The 14,888-nt window shown below is 36.1% G+C and carries 15 protein-coding genes; 3 read left to right on the plus strand and 12 right to left on the minus strand.

The features are described from left to right. Positions 1–9 precede the first annotated feature (9 nt). The 8 genes from PLI06_03425 to PLI06_03460 form a co-directional block, all read right to left on the minus strand. Positions 10–1,509 (minus strand): hypothetical protein, encoded by a 1,500-nt coding sequence (locus PLI06_03425; protein ID HOI76647.1) that lies wholly within the window; start codon positions 1,507–1,509, stop codon positions 10–12. Beyond that, a complete protein-coding gene (locus tag PLI06_03430; GenBank protein ID HOI76648.1) occupies positions 1,496–2,575 on the minus strand; it encodes an MMPL family transporter in 1,080 nt (359 codons plus the stop codon). Before PLI06_03430 ends, PLI06_03425 begins: the two co-directional genes overlap by 14 nt. Before the next feature lies 1 nt (position 2,576). Further along, entirely contained in the window at positions 2,577–3,659 is a 1,083-nt protein-coding gene (locus PLI06_03435) for an MMPL family transporter (GenBank protein HOI76649.1), read from the minus strand. Next, positions 3,656–4,003, minus strand: coding sequence for a PadR family transcriptional regulator (locus PLI06_03440; GenBank protein ID HOI76650.1), 348 nt, complete (start codon positions 4,001–4,003; stop codon positions 3,656–3,658). Before PLI06_03440 ends, PLI06_03435 begins: the two co-directional genes overlap by 4 nt. Before the next feature lie 72 nt (positions 4,004–4,075). Continuing rightward, positions 4,076–5,386, minus strand: coding sequence for a 3-hexulose-6-phosphate synthase (gene hxlA / locus PLI06_03445; protein ID HOI76651.1), 1,311 nt, complete (start codon positions 5,384–5,386; stop codon positions 4,076–4,078). Beyond that, positions 5,376–6,134 carry a phosphopantothenate/pantothenate synthetase gene (locus PLI06_03450; GenBank protein HOI76652.1) on the minus strand — a complete coding sequence of 253 codons (759 nt, stop codon included), beginning with the start codon at positions 6,132–6,134 and terminating at the stop codon, positions 5,376–5,378. The genes hxlA and PLI06_03450 overlap by 11 nt, the downstream gene beginning before the upstream one ends. Positions 6,135–6,142: 8 nt before the next feature. Further along, on the minus strand, positions 6,143–7,030 hold the full coding sequence (locus PLI06_03455) for a pantoate kinase (protein ID HOI76653.1): 888 nt from the start codon (positions 7,028–7,030) through the stop codon (positions 6,143–6,145). Between the two features lie 9 nt (positions 7,031–7,039). Continuing rightward, positions 7,040–7,573, minus strand: coding sequence for a flavodoxin domain-containing protein (locus tag PLI06_03460; protein ID HOI76654.1), 534 nt, complete (start codon positions 7,571–7,573; stop codon positions 7,040–7,042). 57 nt (positions 7,574–7,630) lie between these two features. Here PLI06_03460 and coaBC point away from each other — a divergent pair, with 57 nt between their 5' ends. Next, positions 7,631–8,863 carry a bifunctional phosphopantothenoylcysteine decarboxylase/phosphopantothenate--cysteine ligase CoaBC gene (gene coaBC / locus PLI06_03465; protein HOI76655.1) on the plus strand — a complete coding sequence of 411 codons (1,233 nt, stop codon included), beginning with the start codon at positions 7,631–7,633 and terminating at the stop codon, positions 8,861–8,863. On the opposite strand, the gene PLI06_03470 is transcribed toward coaBC, so the two are convergent. The 3 genes from PLI06_03470 to PLI06_03480 are packed head-to-tail and all read right to left on the minus strand — an operon-like array spanning position 8,853 to position 12,306. After that, complete coding sequence (locus PLI06_03470; GenBank protein ID HOI76656.1) at positions 8,853–9,809, minus strand: transglutaminase-like domain-containing protein; 957 nt, start codon at positions 9,807–9,809, stop codon at positions 8,853–8,855. The genes coaBC and PLI06_03470 overlap by 11 nt on opposite strands. Positions 9,810–9,863: 54 nt before the next feature. Then, complete coding sequence (locus PLI06_03475) at positions 9,864–11,351, minus strand: radical SAM protein (GenBank protein ID HOI76657.1); 1,488 nt, start codon at positions 11,349–11,351, stop codon at positions 9,864–9,866. Between the two features lie 40 nt (positions 11,352–11,391). Further along, positions 11,392–12,306, minus strand: a complete 915-nt coding sequence (locus PLI06_03480) for a hypothetical protein (protein ID HOI76658.1) — start codon at positions 12,304–12,306, stop codon at positions 11,392–11,394. Positions 12,307–12,435: 129 nt separating this feature from the next. Here PLI06_03480 and PLI06_03485 point away from each other — a divergent pair, with 129 nt between their 5' ends. Together PLI06_03485 and PLI06_03490 are read left to right on the plus strand one after the other, a co-directional pair. Then, complete coding sequence (locus PLI06_03485) at positions 12,436–12,693, plus strand: hypothetical protein (GenBank protein ID HOI76659.1); 258 nt, start codon at positions 12,436–12,438, stop codon at positions 12,691–12,693. 29 nt (positions 12,694–12,722) lie between these two features. Beyond that, positions 12,723–14,495, plus strand: a complete 1,773-nt coding sequence (locus PLI06_03490) for a ribosome biogenesis/translation initiation ATPase RLI (GenBank protein ID HOI76660.1) — start codon at positions 12,723–12,725, stop codon at positions 14,493–14,495. 2 nt (positions 14,496–14,497) lie between these two features. Here PLI06_03490 and PLI06_03495 read toward each other — a convergent pair whose 3' ends face one another. After that, a complete protein-coding gene (locus tag PLI06_03495) occupies positions 14,498–14,887 on the minus strand; it encodes a DUF126 domain-containing protein (GenBank protein HOI76661.1) in 390 nt (129 codons plus the stop codon). Between the last annotated feature and the right edge of the window lies 1 nt (position 14,888).

Raw genomic sequence — 14,888 nt, forward strand, 5'->3', positions numbered from 1 at the left:
ATCGATTCATTATTTTTTCTTTATATAATTGTTGTATCCGTAGTATCCTCCGATTAACAATACTATTATGAGCCCCACCATTACGGCAATTCTTATATTACTTACTGATTTCTCTACTGGTATATCTATGGTCTTTTGGAATAGGTATACGTTTAAGTCCTGCTTTTCTTTGTCTCCAACGGCCCTAATTCTAAGATTTAATTGATAGGTTTTTTCCTCTGCTATCGATTTGACATCGGTGGCCAATACAACTTCTGCCTTCTGCCCAGGTTCAAGAACACCAATATAATCATTTTTTGATGTGAAGTCAAACGGTTGCTCTGACCTTTCTATCGCCTCAACGATTATCGATTCTGCCTTTTCTTCCCCTTGGTTTTCTATTGTAAGGTAAATCTTTGCACTTCCTCCAGCTCTGACAGACTCTGGCATCAAGCGATATTCCGTTATCTCAAGTTCAGGTTTTCCTTTTATGTCTAAGTTTAATTCAAACTCTTCTTTTAGAAGATTGTTTGAAGAGTCTCTGTATTCAACAATTATTGGTACCATGTAAGTCATTTTCTTTGCATCTTTGTCAACATTTATCAGAAACTCTGCATCCTTTGACTGTCCGCCAGGAAGTGTCCCTAGATTGTATGAGCTTTCATAAGATTTTGATAATGAAAAAGGCTCTTTTAAGTCAAGGTAAGCCTTTACATATTTCGCACTTTCAGTCCCCTGATTTGCAAGATTTACCTTTATCTTTACATTTTCATTTCCAGACCTCACATTTTCGGGGGCAGATGAAAAATTAACTACCATTATCTCAGTTCTTCCAGAAACTCTTAGGCCAAACTGGATCGTATATGGTCTTGGGTAAGGTGTTGAGCCATCGTAAAAGTAAAGGACAAGCGTCATCGGATAATTGCCCGCTGTTATTTTTTCATTCGCCCTTAATTTAAATGAAAGTAACTTTTCCGTTCTAGCTTCAAGATCCCCAATATAAATAGAATCGGATGTGTTCTCAGGCATAAAAGGAACTATCGTACCAGCTGGTGGAACAGTCAAACTTGCTTTCACTGTGTAGGCTTTCATTGAACCTTCATTAGAAAGTAAAATTTCAAGATCAAAAGTCTCACCAGGCTCTACATTTAGCGGATTTGTTTTTACTTCATTAATTATAAACTCATACTGACTCCTGCCGATTTTATATCCAACAGGACCTTTGATTATTACATTCACCCCAACTTTAGAAACATCAATTAAATTAATCGTGATATCATTTGCTTTGAGTGATTCCCCTTCTGATATATAAACACCCAAAGGACTAACAGGAGCTGTTCCTTCTAGGACCATAAACGAGGCCATAGTGTTTTTATATTCGGTAAGGGCTACAGCATAAGGCCCAACAAATATAAACTCATTGTCATAAAGGTAACCTGAATAAATTACGGCATCTGTACTTGCACAAACGCTTGGTGCAAAAACACTAATTAAAAAAACTCCGATTAAAAATATACTAATCTTTTTCATTATATACCTCCATTTTTTTCTTGATTAATTTTTTTGTATCTTGAAATATTTTTTCTTGAACTACTAAAAAAGATGGGAGAAAGATAAGCGTGACACCCATACAACTGAAAACTCCAATGAATAACATCTTCCCCATGGTATCTAGTATCGATAAAGATCCCGTTAGCATTGCAATGAATCCAAATCCCGCAACAATAGATGAGACTACAATTGGTTCAACAACACCTTCCATTGTCTTCACTATTTTCTCAATAATTATTGGAGTCCTTTCAAGATTATATCTATTTATAGTCTGTATTGCGAAATCTATGCCTATTCCAGCCATCATTGAAACAACGCCAACAAGTTCGGAGCTTAAAGAAATACCCGCGAAGCCCGATATCCCCATCATCCACACTATTCCCAATCCAACGCATATCAAAGGCATTATACCATATCTTATGGATCTAAAGGTTAGAATAACACACAGCAAGACCCCTATCATACCAAATGTGGATATCTTTGACATTTCGGGCAAGATTATGTCCGTTAGTTCATTGTTCATCGCTATGTCGCCTCCGGGGAGTACAGTCAATGTAGTTTTTGAGATTATTTCTTTTACGTCGTCATATACTTGGATATTATCCACACCTTTCATAACATTAAGTCGTATCAGCATATACCCTAGGCTATCGGAAACTTCAAGCCGATTTTTGAGTTCTTCTTTTGGCAAGTATATTTCATCAAGCTTAAGGTCAAAAGAAGAGCCTTCTATGCCGTAGACATTCATAAGTTCTTGATTCAATAGATAGGCTTCCTTCAATATGTCTGGAGAAAATACATTTTCTGAGTTGATTACAACAATAATAGAGTTATACCTTTCAAATTTGTCCTCCATCTTCATGAATACTTTAATCTCTTCAATATCATTGGGCAGCTGGCTCATATCGTCTCCTTGTTCTATCTTGATGAGGGATATTCCAGAGCCTAAAATAATAGTTATAATAAATGATAATATAAGGAGCCTCTTGGGATTTTTCCCGTGAATATCTGAAAAATCTCTTATTAGTTTATCGTAACGTGACATATTACCACTTCCTCAAAGCCATAATTGAAGGTAAAAAAACTAAAGCTCCAATAAGACAGCTTATTATTCCTAAGGATAAAGCAGTTCCAAGATGGACCATCATAGGCATCGAAGAAAGCGCTAGGGCCATAAAGCCAGCGATTGTCGTTGCACTTGAACCTATGGTGCCCCGGCCAACGCCCGCAACCATAGCCACAACTCTTTCTTCATTTGGCTTGTCTTTTTTTGCCTCCTCGTTGTAACGTAATACCATAAATATCCCGTATTCGGCACCTAGACCTATGACAATAGCGCCAACACTAGCTGTTACAAGGCTTATTGGGATCCCAATATAGGATAGAATTCCTGCAGTCCACACTATCCCGCAAATAAGAGGAATAATAACAAAGAATGATTTGAATCTAAGTATTAAGCTCAGTAATAGGAATACAATTATTGCGGATATTGCCATAGTTTTCAATGAATCTTCTCTCAAAATTTTAAGAATAGTTTTATTTAACACAGGGGATCCTGTTACTGTATAATCCAAGCCGTATAACTGTACTTTTTCAGTTTCTTCCTCTACTATGTCGATTGCAGCTTGAATTTCCTCTTCGCTCCTTACCCCGCTCATCCTGACCATGACTATAGCTGACGTATAATCTTTTGATATCAATCCCGGTATAGTTTTTGCCACTTCCCTCAATGACATTTCATCTGAAGGAATATCTCTAAATATGGAATAATAGACAGTCCCGGGGCCAATCACGTCGATTATCTCTGGTCTGGAGCTTAACCTTTTCTCAAGCTCATATATACTTTCAAGACTTTGTTTGTTTCGTATATCGCCTACAACATCAAAATCAGTTTCCAATAGAATTATAATTCCTTCTTCTTCGCCAAATTCACTGTTAATGAGATTTTGAGTTTTTACAACGTCAAAGTTTTGGGGAAGTTCTTTCATGAAATCAGATTCAAACTTTAAGTTTAATGCGCCAAAGGATAAAAAAATAGTTATCAGTAGCATTGAGACTACAATAATCTTACTGTACTTGTATTCGATAAGTGCAAGTTTTCCAAAAAGGGTATCTCTTAGCTCTTTCATATACCCACCTCAAAAACTTCCCCCAGAAAATCTTCATAATTTAAGAGATCTCTTTTAAGATTGCCCATTTTCTGATTTAATCTTATATTTCCCTTCGGAGTTATTTTATAATATTTTTTACCTCTAGTTCCTTTATTCGTTTCTTCAATTAATCCTTCGGATACCCATATCAATATTTTAGGATAAATTAAAGCCGGAGACGGTTTCCAAGTGCCTTTCGACCTACTTTCAAACTCTTTTATTACGTCGTAGCCACATAGCTCCTTCTTGCTAAATAACCAAAGCCCGAATGTATCTAAAATATGAAAATAATGAAAACTATTGTGAATTTGTCTAAATGTCATATGGGCACCGATATATCATATAATGATATGTCATAAAGAGATAGATTCTATATAAATTTTTCGTTTTTGAATCTAGCCAACAATTTTTTCCCATTTTTTAAGCTTTAGCACTTTTGATAGAGTCGAGCCCCTCTTAATTTCTTCTCTTATCCTGTTTTCCTTTTCTTTGACATCAAGGCTCCTATTTATTATCTCTTGGGCTTCTTCTTGAGGAATTACCACAACTCCGCTGTCATCTCCTATTATATAATCCCCTTTGTTTACTTTAAGGCCGCCGCATACGACTTCGCATCCTATCTCCCCAAAGCCTTTTGGATCCCCTGCATCGGGGGTCTCATACCTTGCAAATACAGGAAAACGTATTTCTTTTAGGTCATCGATATCTCTTGCAGCACCGTCTATTACAATCCCCCCAAGTCCTCGGGTAAAAGCGCTCCAAGTTGCTAGCTCTCCCCATACGGCAATGTTGCCACAATTTGTATCTATGACAAGTATTTCTCCTTTCTCTGCTAGGTCAATTGCTTCAACTACCTTTGCCCAATCACCATTCATAGTTTTAACAGTCAATGCTTTTCCTGCCATCTTAAGTCCGGGTACAACAGTGTGTATGCCTTTCATTGCGCCACCTCTATGCATGGCATCTGAGACATTAGAAGAAGATACTTTTTTTAGGGCTTCTATTAGCTCTTCTTTTTTATATTTTTTAAATTCTAAACTCTCAATAGGTTTTGCGAGATCAATGCTCTTTCTGATTCTTTTTGTAGCTTCGAGAAGGTCTGAAGCCTTTGTAATAGAGCCACCAACAATAACTATGTCTGCCCCAGCAGAAACTACATCGGGAATATTCTCAGAATTTAATCCCCCGGCAGTTGCAATTGTAATGTTCACTGCCCCTTTTACATCTTTTATATCCTGCAATGGATCTTCTCCCTTCATCTGTTGGTCAATCCCAACGTGAATACAGACATATTTTGCACCCATTTTCTGAACTTCACTAGCCCTATCTACTTTGTTTTCGACATTGATTAAGTCAATCATAATCTCAGAATTGTACTTCTTAGCTGCTTTAATTGCCTCTTTTATTGTACTGTCATCAGAAGCACCCAATATTGAGATTATGTCGGCGCCGGCTTTTGACGCCATCTCAGTTTCAAAGTCACCTGTGTCCATTGTTTTCATATCTGCAATTATCTTCTTATCTGGAAAAATACGCTTTAGTTCTCTTATGGCTTCCATGCCCTCACTTTTTATTAGAGGGGTTCCTGCCTCAATCCAATCTATGCCTCCTGGGGCCGCTTCTTTAGCCATTGAGATGGCACGATCAAGATTTAATATATCTAATGCAAGTTGAAGGATTATTATACTAATAGAATCACCTTTCATTTATTTTTTCTTCCCAATGAATAAGATTATTTTTCATTATTTCAATCGATTTTTTAATATTCTCGCTATTGTCAAATTCAATATCTTTTTCAATACGTTTATCCTTAAATTTCTTTATCTCCTTAATAAGCCGGGGCATTGCCCTAACAACGTTGTCAACTATTGTTATATCAGAGCATAAGGAGGTCCTTGAAAAAGGATTTAGATCAATAGCTATAATCTTTTTCCCCATTTTCTTAAGTGCCAAAGCCCTGTCCCCATCTTCTAAAGGAACGATAACAACATCGGAATTGAAGATACCTTCTTCAGACACTTTGCCCCTTAGAGAATCAAGTCCCGGTATGGATTCATTTGCATTTTCTCCAACGCCTAGTATAGTTGTTGCGCCATATTTTTCCAATCTTTTTTTAATTTTAATTTCTCTTTCATAAGTCCTATAAAAAAGATTGATTTCTATTTTCAAAGGTACAATCTTTGATAGCTCAACAATGTCCCCTGGAACAAGACATGCGATATTCCCATTTACAGATATTACTGGGGTTTTAGCTTTGCATATCATGATGGCGGCAGCCTTTATCGCTTTATCTGCTTCTCCTGTAGTTCTTTCCCCTAATAAGTAGTCAAAAGCTTCTCCCCTACCATGTGCAGCTACCCCAACTTCTGAAAGAATACCTTCTTTCAGACAATCTTTTATTTTCTCCCTCAAAAGAAGCGATTCATAACGTGGGTGATTTTTTGATATATCCATTATAGCACCTATAATAAACCTGAAGCTATAGGAGAAACAATGATGTCTCCTTTAATATCTATTATACTTTCCAATACTCTATTTTCATCTTCTTTATTAATAAAGGTAAATGCCCCTTCTCCAATCATAATACCCGAAGCATCGTAACTATTAACTTCTCCAACGATCTTAACTAAATCCAAAATCTCTTGTGACATTATACCGGTTTTGTATGTAAAGGTCTTTGAGCATTGCATCAATCTTTCAATATTAGGCTCGCTAATAAGCCTCTTTAATAATTTACTTCCACATTTTTCGATTATCTTCATTTTTTCAGAATCTTTCAATACGCTTTCTGTTTTTTTCTTTCCAAGACTTATAGCCATTACCTTTAGATCATCCGAGGGGATATTTTCAATTATTCCATCAACACCTGGAGTTTTCCTTATCTCAGCACCTCCTTTTACTTCAGCCACTACATCCCCAAGACCGCTCAGGCTCTTGACTTCAGCCTCATGTGCAATTCTTATGCATTCTCTAGGCGAAATCTTTATCAAATCTTTAATTGAGAAGCAAATCCCAAGGGCGGCTGAAGCAGATGCCCCAAATCCAGATCCAATAGGAACATCACTCTCATGCTCTATTATAACATCTTTATTGAAGAAGTATTTTGGATATTTTTCTTTGATTATATTTAAGCATTTCAAAGATACCGGTGTGTTGTTTTTTATGGCCTTACTTCCATTTAAAAAGACATCAACTTTGCCACCACCTTCAATTATTTTAATTCTAGTCTTAAGGCCAGAAGAAAGTGAAACTCCAGCACCGGTTGATCCAGTTTTTAAATAGTCTTCACTAAAGAAAGGAACAAAAAACCCAGTTATATGCGAAGGAACATAATATTCTGAATTGTACATAAAATGCCTTTAAATCTCCTTAAGTTTACTAACAAACTGTTTACATCTATCTTTATCAAGTTTATTCATCACAGGCATGAAAACTAGGTCTTCTCTCTTGAGGGATTTGCCAATTTCATTAAAGAAGTTCACTATTCTTTCTTGATCTTGATCGTCAAGGATTTTAGGATTAAATACTCCACCCAGCACTTCCTCTAAAACTATATTTCCTTTTGGAAGTTCTCTTTTTATTATCTCTAGATTGAACCTACCGCCTATTTGTTTGCCTTGATATTCTGTTTCTTCGATATCGTTACATACAACAAAAATTGCTATCTTTTTTTCTTTAAGCTCATCTCTAAATTTTTCAATAAATTCACTTACACTTTTGAGAGGTTTATCATCATAATCTGGCGAACCTATTACCACAAACGAGTAATCATCAATAGACTCTACTTCTGAGCATTTTTTAACAACAATATCTCCCATTTCTTCGGATATCCACCTAGCAATTACCCCAGTAGAGCCATATTTTGTATCATAAACCAAGAGATTATTAGTCATTTACCCACCTATTCAATGTAGATAATAACAATTTTTATAAAGATTTAGGCCATTTGAATTGTGATGCATAGAAAGTCAATAAAAGGGAGCAAGTCAAGCAAGTTAGCCGGAAAAGGTATTGTATTAGGGATTACTGGAAGCATCGCCGCAGTCGAATCTGTTAAACTTTCTAGGGAGCTTATGAGGCATGGTGCAGAGGTATATGCAGTCATGAGCGGTGATGCAAAAAAAATAATCCACCCATATGCACTTGAGTTCGGTACAGGAAATCCTGTTGTTGATGAGATTACCGGCAAGATAGAACATGTTTCATATGCAGGGGAACATGATAAGAGATGCGATTTAATACTGATTGCACCTGCAACAGCAAATACAATTTCAAAAATAGCATCAGGCATAGATGATACACCAGTCACAACAGTTGTTTCTACAGGATTTGGTAAAATCCCAATTATAATCGTTCCTGCTATGCATAGTTCGATGTATAGAAATCCAATTATTCTAGAAAACATTGAAAAGCTGAAAAAATACGGTGTTGAATTTCTCACTCCAAAGTTTGAAGAAAACAAGGCAAAGCTTCCTGAAATAGATGATATTGTGACAGCAGTCATAAAAAGATTATATGTTAAAGATTTCCTAGGCAAAAAAGTATTAGTAACTGCAGGCCCCACAATAGAAAAGATTGATGACGTCAGATTTATTACAAATAAAAGTAGCGGATTAATGGGTATAAAGATTGCAGAAGAATTTGATATGAGGGGGGCAGAAGTCAATTTAGTATTAGGGCCCACCCAACTAAGTTCTTATGTTAAAACTCATCACGTTGAAACATATGAGGAGATGTTTAACGCTGTTATGTCGAACAAAGAAGTGGACATAGCTATTTTTGCGGCGGCGACATCTGATTTTCATGTTGATAATTGTTCCAGTGGCAAGATATCCTCAAATCAACCATTTGGTATAACACTCACCCCAAACAAAAAAATAATAGAAGAGTTTTCAAAAGAGTCAAAATCATTTATAGTTGGATTTAAAGCAGAGTATTCTGTTTCAGAAGACCAACTTATTAAAAAGGCTTATGACCGGCTCCAAAACTCTAACATAGATTTGATTGTTGCAAATGATGTTGGAAGAGAGATGAGAGGATTTGAGTCAAAAACAAATGAAGTCTTTATTATAGACAAAACAAAAAAGGTCTCCCACTTAACTTTAGAAGAAAAGGAAAAGCTTGCTGAAAAAATTGTTAATATAATAAAGAAATATTTAAATTCAAAAGAGTTTATTTGTTGATTTCGCTTTCTAGAACTGTTCCCTGCTCGAGAATCTCTATGGTATAAGGCTTACATCCTTTTCCTTCTAAATTGCTTCTATAGCAAGAGAAGTCAAGTTCTACTAGATCAACTGTTTCGTCCAAAGTCATGTAGTATCTTGATAGAGTTCCTATCTGTTGTCTATATGGGTCAACAGGTATCCATTTGCCATTAATGTAGAGTTCATTCCACGAGTAAGGTTTCCATACTCCACCTTCTTCAATGTCATAGTAAAGTCCGTATACTATTTTTGTTGGAATCATCATAGATCTCATTAGAGATGTATATAATGTTGTATATGGCCCAGATCCCAATGCTTTACTAGTAGATAGAGTTTCAGTTGCGCCTTGCATCCACCAGTATTCATAACCATTGCTTAAATATGGGCTTTCATCAACTCTAATTATGTCTCTTTGGTCTTTCATTATTAAAACGGCAGTTCCATATAAATTATAATCTGCGTCTTCTTTTGCATATCTTAATGCGATATTGTTACGCATATGCTCAGTCCAGTGGACCGTTCCAGTTCCCCAAATCCCTTCATCTAATTCTATTCCTACAACATAAGGTAAAACTTCTTCTGGAAAACTATTGAGTGCTTTCAAAGCATCTTCTTCAGTCTCTATAATAGGTATCCTAGTAGTATCATCAAATGTATAGGTCTCGCCGTATAAAGTAACTATAGCCTCAAGTCTCATTCCACTATCTCTAATTATGACGACCTTTTGTCGTGATGAATTTAAATCTGAAAGGTCATATGGCTGAGAAATATTAATCCTAGCCTTAAGATAAGAAACTGTTTTGCCAGTTTGCCCTGGCGTCGTATTAACATCTACACCATTTTCTTCTTTCTGTGAAACACACCCTGAGAAGGTAGCAATTGTAACTAAAAATATCAGGGCGAATACAATACTTCCTCTTTTCATATACTCACCAATCTTGAAGAGTTAAGGGCCTAATAAATATCTTTCGGTGAAATACTATTCGTCGATTGGCGTAGTTAACTTTTTTTCAATATTCTCTCTATGAATTGAATTGTAACTACAGAAAGGAATAAATGAACCGTCAGGCAGGGCATAATGTATTGCACATCTTTTCACTCGGTCTAGATCAAAGTTAAATGGATCCATAAAGTGCATAGTTCCAATAAATAGTGACTTATGATGGAGTTTTGCAAGATATTCTTTCCCCCCACCATTTAAAACGCCCTTTGTAATATCTAAAAGATTTAAGTCTTTTGGCATTTTTTCCTTATCAATAAAAGAGCTCATATCTTTTAAAATTCTTGATATCTCAATTCCTTTTCTTATTTTCCCGCCACATTTTATTTTTTCATTTCTTTCTTTGAGATATTCAAAGAATCCTTCAACATCTACAAATCTAGTGATAGGTATAAGTTTTCCACTCTCCACAAATACATAAGTTGCAACACCGCACTGGGGATGTGTTGTGAAGTGGGGCATAGATATACCTTTTAAAGATTCAACAAACATCGATACTGGGACTACAAACGGGATGGGATAAAAGTCTTCTTTTCCAATCTCTCCATTTGTTTGGGCTTCAATTAGTTTTACCAAATCTGTTATCGTTATCCTGTATTTTTTTATTTCTTCTTGGCTTGCACGACCGGAGAAAGATAGAGGCTGAAAGTTGATTCCTCTAACAACATCGAAGTTGTCCCTTCCAAAATATATTATGTCTCCAAGTTCTTGGTCATTTACACCTTTCGAGACGGTAGGAACAAGGACAACACTTGTTTCTCCGAAAGTTCTTAAATTTTCTATGGCTTTTTTCTTTTCCGGAAAAGTGTCATAGCCACGGAATTTCTTGTAAGAAGAGGGATTCAACCCATCAAATTGAAGATAGTATGTATTTATCCCAGAATCAATAACTTTTTTTAAATAATCTGGATCTTTAGCAAATCTTTTCCCGTTCGTTGCTACTTGAATCTGTGAAATGCCCATGCTCTTAGCCGTTTCAATTATCTCGGGCAGGTCATCTCTCAAAGTGGGCTCGCCGCCTGAAAACTGGACTGCAAACGGTGGATTTGGTTTTACTGAAGCTATTCTTTCAAGTATTTTTTTTATCTCTTCAAAGGAAGGCTCGTACAATCTTTTAGTTGCGCCCGCGCTTGCAAAGCATACAGGGCAACTCATATTGCACCTATTTGTCAAATCAATATTAACGAAAATAGACGGGGTCAAGTGATCTTGGCATAATCCGCAATCATAAGGGCATCCTTTATTCTTATTTGTTGTTATTTCAACAGAATTTTCGGCAATCTGGTCAAGCCTTTGAAGCCTTTTATAATACTCAGCATCATCTGAAAGGATATCTGAGAAGAAACCGTGCTCTTGGCACGTTTTTTCCATTAAAATTTGTCCTCCAAAATCTTTGATATCGGCTTTAATTCTTTTTTGGCAAATCGGGCATATGGAGTCAGTAGTACGTATAAGTTCAGAGGACAATAAAGCACCTTACGAGAAAGAAATGAAATTATTTAAAAAATTATCTCTTAAACAGGCGTATCAAGAATAAAATAACTGCAATTATCGCAACAATCGATAGAAACAGAAAAAAATAGAAGAGACTAGGGTTCTGGGTATTGGGCTCTTTAATAACTTCATTATTCGCTTCAGTAGTATTGAGATCTTCTACCTTTTCCTTTTCAATTACATTAATTATTATATTCTCATAAGTTATTCCCTCTTTGCCTGCGGGTTCTTGGAATCTTGCTATAACTATGGAATTGAAAGAAGTTCTAGAATCATTTTCATCAATTGAAATACTTATTCTATCCAAGACTTCTTCTCCAGGATTTAGATGGGCAAAGTTAACTATTTCATCGGATACAACGTCACCTTTAATCTCTACTTTGATATTCCTCATCTGGATTATCCCGATATTTTCTAGTTTGAACGGTATTTCTAAAGTTTCACCCTTATTAGTTGTGAAATCATTAGCGTCTAATTTTAGAACAGCTTCGGCCCGTTTTTCTATAATTGTTATCTCTACAGGCTTTTCCAAGTAAAAAGGCCTGCAACCTCCCCTGCATGCGCCTTTACCACATTTCAGCACAATGTTAAATTTCGTTTGTTTTAAGGGAATATCTCCTTCAAAGGTCAATACAAATGTTTCTTTGATACTCTGACCAGGTTCAATAATTGAGAATTTGAAAGGATTATTTTGATAGTCTCTGCTCGATTGAATGTAAGCCTTGTATTCATCCATAAATAACTCTTCAATCATTATTGTTCCATCCCAGAGCCTATCGTTTGATTGATTTATAATCTCAAATGTGATCGCTATCTCTTCCCCCTTTTCTACATTATTTGGGTATGATAATTTAAGGTCAACATACTCAGCCGATATGGGATAAGCAATAAAAGAAAGAATAATGGCAAATAAGAATAATCTCTTCATCAAATCACAAAAATAATATCTATTTATCCAATTTAAGATTTACGAATATTATATTTGACATAAAATATGTCGGACCATAATAAACTTTTTAAATGTAACACTTCTCATCTCTTTAAATGGTGAGTTTTTATGGATGACAGTCATAAAATAGGGCTTGTTTTTGCTTTAACTGGACTTATAGCAGGTGTAATCTCGGGGATGTCCACACTACCTGGTTATGCGAGTATTATCATAGCTTTTGTTATATTCTATGCTTCACAGTACCTCGTTAAGGTCATTGGCGTTGATATGACAAAATATGGCACCGCAGGTAGCATCTTAAAATCAGGAATTTTTTCATTTCTCGGAAGCTGGCTAATGTTTTGGATAATCTTATTTAATGCTTAAAATTTATTATTTTTTTTCAGGTGAAATCTTTGAGAATTGCGGTAATAGATTATGATAAATGCCAACCAAAAAAGTGTAATTTATTGTGTCTTAATTATTGTCCTGGGCCTAGAATGAACGAAGAGACTATTATAGTCGATGAAGTAACAAAAAAACCCATTATCTCTGAGGTCTTGTGCACTGGGTGTGGCATATGCATTCATAAATGCCCTTACAAAGCAATTTCCATAGTAAATTTGCCTGAAGAACTTTCTCAGCCAATACATCAGTATGGCCCAAATACCTTTAGGCTTTATCGATTGCCAATCCCAAAAGAAGGAAAGGTATTGGGTCTTATAGGCCAAAACGGAGTTGGCAAGACAACAGCAATTAGGATTCTTTCAGGAGAGCTTTACCCAAATATGGGAGATTATGCCTCAAAAGAGATGAAAAATCTAACCTCTTACTTTAGAGGAACAGAGCTCCAGGGGTATTTTGAAAAAATTGAGGCCAAAAATATTAAGAGCTCACTAAAACCCCAATATGTGGACAAACTTTCTCAAGTTGTAAAAGGAAATACGGGGGAGCTCCTTGAAAAGGTTGATGAAAGAGGGATTTCAAAAGAGCTTATCCAAGAACTCGGTTTAAACGATGCCTTAGACAAGGATATTTCTGTGCTGAGCGGGGGAGAATTGCAAAGGGTTGCTGTAATTGCTTCAATGTCCAAAGACGCTGACATTTATTTTTTAGATGAGCCAACATCCTATCTTGATATAAAGCAAAGGTTAAATGTTGCCAAATCAATAAGAAATCTCGCAGAACAAAAAACTGTTGTCGTAATTGAGCACGACCTTGCAATTTTAGACTATTTGAGCGATAATATTCACATCCTTTATGGGCAACCGGGGGTATACGGAATTGTTTCAACGCCACTTGGGGTAAGAGTTGGAATCAACATGTACCTCGATGGCTACATAAAAGAAGACAACGTTAGATTTAGAGAAGAATCAATTAAGTTTTATCAAAAGGAAGAAAAATCTCTAAAATCAAAGAAGGTGCTTTTAGAGTATCCGTCATTTGAAAAGAATTATGAAAGCTTTTCACTTAAAACTGAAGGTGGAATCCTCCACAAGGGTGAAGTAATTGGTATTGTTGGGCCAAACGCCACAGGTAAGAGTACATTTATCAAAATACTTGCTGGAGTATTAGAGCCTGACAATGACAATAAATTTGAAACAGAACTTAAAGTGTCATATAAGCCTCAATATATTAAAAGAGAGTATGAGGGCACCGTAAGGAATTTGCTATCGGAAGTTGCTAAGGAGAAATTTCACACAAATATCTACAAAGCTGAAATACTAAGGCCTCTTGATATAGATCCTATTATAGATAACTCAATTTCAGAACTTTCTGGCGGGGAATTACAGAGGGTGGCAATAGCTACGTGCCTATCTCAGGATGCAGACTTGTATTTATTTGATGAGCCTTCAGCATACCTTGATATTGAGCAGAGACTTAACTTTTCAAAGGTATTGAGAAGATTTATAGGCGATAAAGGATTAATGGCGGTTATAGTTGAACATGACTTAGTTTCTTTAGACTACACTTCAGATAAAGCAATTGTATTTTCTGGAAGGCCAAGTGTGTCCGGAATAGCCTCTTCACCACTTTCTCTTCGTGATGGAATGAATAGGTTTTTGAAAGAGATTGGAATAACATTCAGAAGAGAACCTGGATCTGGAAGACCACGATCAAATAAACTTGACTCCCAAAAAGACAGAGAGCAGAAGTCATCTGGCGAGTATTACTACTTCAAAGAATAAAATCAAAGCAGTTCTACTGTTCCCAGGTCACCATCGACTTTGACTTTTTTCCCTTCTTGAATACTCTCAATGTCTATCCTATCAACCATTGGAACGTCTGAGATTATTGCACCAACTGACACTATTGTTTCTGCTTCTCTGTTTATTATGGCTAGGGGTGCAACACCATTCTTTTTCAACTGGTAGATAACATAGGATCCGACAGTTGAACCCTTTCCCATTGGAAAGACAAATATTTTATCCTTTATACTCTTACCACAGGCATTGGAATTTTTGTCCATTATGACTCCAGTGTTTGGGTCAACCCCTCCAAGAAAAGAAATTGGCGAGGTACTCTTCAATACCTCACCTTCTGCTAAACCTTTGGATATCTTTCTTCCACTCAAGATCATT

It is taken from the genome of Methanofastidiosum sp. (assembly GCA_035362715.1).
Lineage (GTDB): Archaea > Methanobacteriota_B > Thermococci > Methanofastidiosales > Methanofastidiosaceae > Methanofastidiosum.

Coding starts and splice junctions, on each gene's coding strand:
- PLI06_03425 (HOI76647.1), bottom strand. CDS start 1,509: ATGAAAAAGATTAGTATATTTTTAATCGGAGTTTTTTTAATTAGTGTT.
- PLI06_03430 (HOI76648.1), bottom strand. CDS start 2,575: ATGTCACGTTACGATAAACTAATAAGAGATTTTTCAGATATTCACGGG.
- PLI06_03435 (HOI76649.1), bottom strand. CDS start 3,659: ATGAAAGAGCTAAGAGATACCCTTTTTGGAAAACTTGCACTTATCGAA.
- PLI06_03440 (HOI76650.1), bottom strand. CDS start 4,003: ATGACATTTAGACAAATTCACAATAGTTTTCATTATTTTCATATTTTA.
- hxlA (HOI76651.1), bottom strand. CDS start 5,386: ATGAAAGGTGATTCTATTAGTATAATAATCCTTCAACTTGCATTAGAT.
- PLI06_03450 (HOI76652.1), bottom strand. CDS start 6,134: ATGGATATATCAAAAAATCACCCACGTTATGAATCGCTTCTTTTGAGG.
- PLI06_03455 (HOI76653.1), bottom strand. CDS start 7,030: ATGTACAATTCAGAATATTATGTTCCTTCGCATATAACTGGGTTTTTT.
- PLI06_03460 (HOI76654.1), bottom strand. CDS start 7,573: ATGACTAATAATCTCTTGGTTTATGATACAAAATATGGCTCTACTGGG.
- PLI06_03470 (HOI76656.1), bottom strand. CDS start 9,809: ATGAAAAGAGGAAGTATTGTATTCGCCCTGATATTTTTAGTTACAATT.
- PLI06_03480 (HOI76658.1), bottom strand. CDS start 12,306: ATGAAGAGATTATTCTTATTTGCCATTATTCTTTCTTTTATTGCTTAT.
- PLI06_03485 (HOI76659.1), top strand. CDS start 12,436: ATGGATGACAGTCATAAAATAGGGCTTGTTTTTGCTTTAACTGGACTT.
- PLI06_03495 (HOI76661.1), bottom strand. CDS start 14,887: ATGATCTTGAGTGGAAGAAAGATATCCAAAGGTTTAGCAGAAGGTGAG.